The sequence below is a fragment of the Methylibium sp. genome (assembly GCF_013817365.1).
GTDB lineage: Bacteria > Pseudomonadota > Gammaproteobacteria > Burkholderiales > Burkholderiaceae_C > Methylibium.
Genome location: NZ_JACDCU010000584.1, coordinates 1 through 2,133, shown reverse-complemented (window position 1 = coordinate 2,133; position 2,133 = coordinate 1). Strand labels below are relative to the sequence as shown.

The following is a 2,133-nucleotide window of genomic DNA, read 5'->3' as shown; positions in this document are numbered from 1 at the left end:
ACACGCCGAGCAACGAGCCCGCCATGATCAGCTGCGACAAGACGCCGCCGCGCCGAAGCGCAGCGGCCATGCCGAGCGGCGGGCCGACCCCGAGCGCCAGCACGGCGGCAGCGAGCGAAAGCTCGAGCGTGGCCGGCAAGCGCTCGGCAATGAGCGCCGAGACCTCACGGCCCTGGCGCAGGCTCACGCCGAACTCGCCTTGCAGCGCATTGCCGACGAAGCTCGCGAACTGCACGGCGAAGGCGCGATCCAGGCCGAGGTCCGCACGAAGTTGCACGCGCTGCGCCTCGGTAGCGTCCTGTCCCAACAAGTGCGTGACCGGATCGCCGACGTACTGAAAGAGCATGAAGGCGATGAAGCTCACCGCAAGCATCACGACGGCGGCTTGGAGCAGGCGGCGCAGGAGAAACGCGAGCATGAGTTCAGCGAGGCAAGCCGCAATGGTGCCGGACCACACGTGCCTGGGCAATGCACGGCTTCACAACGAACGATGGCGCCCTCGGCGGCGGAGGACCCGGTTCTCGAGCCCAAAAGAAAAGGCGCCCATTGGGCGCCTTTTCAGACACGTGGAACTAGATCAGAAGTTGTGGCCAATACCGAATGCAACTTGCGTGTCGCGGCTGAACATCTCGTCGTCATCGCCGCTGCGCTTGGTCACGACCGTGTAAAGCTGGGTCCGCTTGGACAGGCTGTAACGCAGCGATGCACCGTATTTGTCCTGGTCGAGGTCGCTCCCGCCGTCGCGCTCCATCGTGGACGAGGTGTACTGCGCGCGGAACTGGAAGGCACCGAACGGCACCATCACGCCGACGTTGTACGCCTGGATGTCTTCCACTTGGGCTCCGCCGACAAGAACAGTGTCGGTCAGCGCGGTGCCGAAGTCCGTCGTGTTCTGGTAGCTGCCCAGCAAGGTCGCAAAACCGAAGTCATAGCTCGCACCCAGCATCATGACCTCGTTGTAGCTCCCGTCACCGCCGGGGCCGTCCGCGTAGGCTTCATACGACAGGCCGGCTTTCAGCGGGCCGCCGGCGTACATCAGCGACACGCCCTGTTGACGAGCCGTGGCGCCTTCGCCCGCGGCAACGAGGCCGCGGATCTGGAAGCCGCCGAAGTTCGGAGTGATGTACTGCACCGCGTTGTCCACGCGGGTGCCGAAGTTCTGGTACAGGAAGCGGCCCGGAGCCACCGTATCGATGACGGTCAGTTCACCTTCCCCGCTGATATCGCCGGAGAACAGATCCAGTTCACGGGTCAGCGTCTGCTGACGGCCGAGGCGGATTTCACCGATGCTCTTCGAGCTCAAGCCGACGAAGGCCTGGCGATCGAACAGCTTGGAGCCGCTCTGGGCACCGGTGTCTCCATTGAAGCCCGACTCGATCACGAAGTTGGCCTTCAAGCCACCACCCAGATCTTCGCTACCACGCAGACCCCAACGCGAACCGCCGATGACGTCATGCCCGTTCAAACGGAAAACGGACTCACCGACCGTGGTATCGGAAGTGACTCGGCCGTTGGACCCCGGATCGGTCCAAGTTACCGCGTTGTCCAGACGACCGTACAGAACGACCGAAGACTGCGCCGAAACGGCGCCGGCGAAGGCACCCAGGACGGCAAGAGCGAGGATTGACTTTTTCATTACGACCATCTCCTAAGTTGGAAAGAAGAATTCAGCAAGGCCGAGGTTTCCTCAGCCATCCCGACTAAAACCCGAACCGGGCGTTGAATCGGATTCGACCAGAGGCTCGCCTTCGTGACCAGTGCTCCATCCAAATTGCAGGCTTTTTTGTTGCCGGGATGCAACTTACCGCCCTTGCCGATTGCATTCACGGGGCCGTCATCCGGGTAAGCGCGCGGCCCCCGGCGCCGCCGCGCTATGGTCGAGATGCCGCTAAAGCCCTCTGCGGCAAACCGCCCAAACCCTTCACACAGAGTTCCAACATGCAACAACTCAGCCCTGCCGACCGGCTGATCGCCAGCCTCGACAACGCCCTGCGCACCGTGTTCGGCAGCCACTCGGCGTCGCGGCCACTACCGCAGCCGAGCGAGGCGGCCGCTCCGCTGAGCGAATCCGACCGCGCGCTTTCAGTGGCGCTGATGCGGGTCAACCACGTCGGCGAGGTGTGCGCTCAGGCC

Annotated in this window: 1 protein-coding gene and 2 pseudogenes; 1 reads left to right on the top strand and 2 read right to left on the bottom strand. The window is 63.7% G+C overall.

What is annotated here, in order from left to right; genetic code table 11:
- Both H0W38_RS21645 and H0W38_RS21640 read right to left on the bottom strand, forming a co-directional pair.
- Nucleotides 1–418 (bottom strand): annotated as a pseudogene (locus tag H0W38_RS21645) (ABC transporter permease); the annotation flags it as partial.
- Nucleotides 419–577: 159 nt separating this feature from the next.
- The gene (locus H0W38_RS21640; protein WP_292458099.1) at nt 578–1,636 is read right to left on the bottom strand and encodes a porin; all 1,059 of its coding nucleotides are present in this window, start codon (nt 1,634–1,636) and stop codon (nt 578–580) included.
- A 302-nt stretch (nt 1,637–1,938) separates the two neighbouring features.
- Here H0W38_RS21640 and H0W38_RS21635 point away from each other — a divergent pair.
- Nucleotides 1,939–2,133, top strand: a pseudogene (locus tag H0W38_RS21635) (demethoxyubiquinone hydroxylase family protein); the annotation flags it as partial.

Coding starts and splice junctions, on each gene's coding strand:
- H0W38_RS21640 (WP_292458099.1), bottom strand. CDS start 1,636: ATGAAAAAGTCAATCCTCGCTCTTGCCGTCCTGGGTGCCTTCGCCGGC.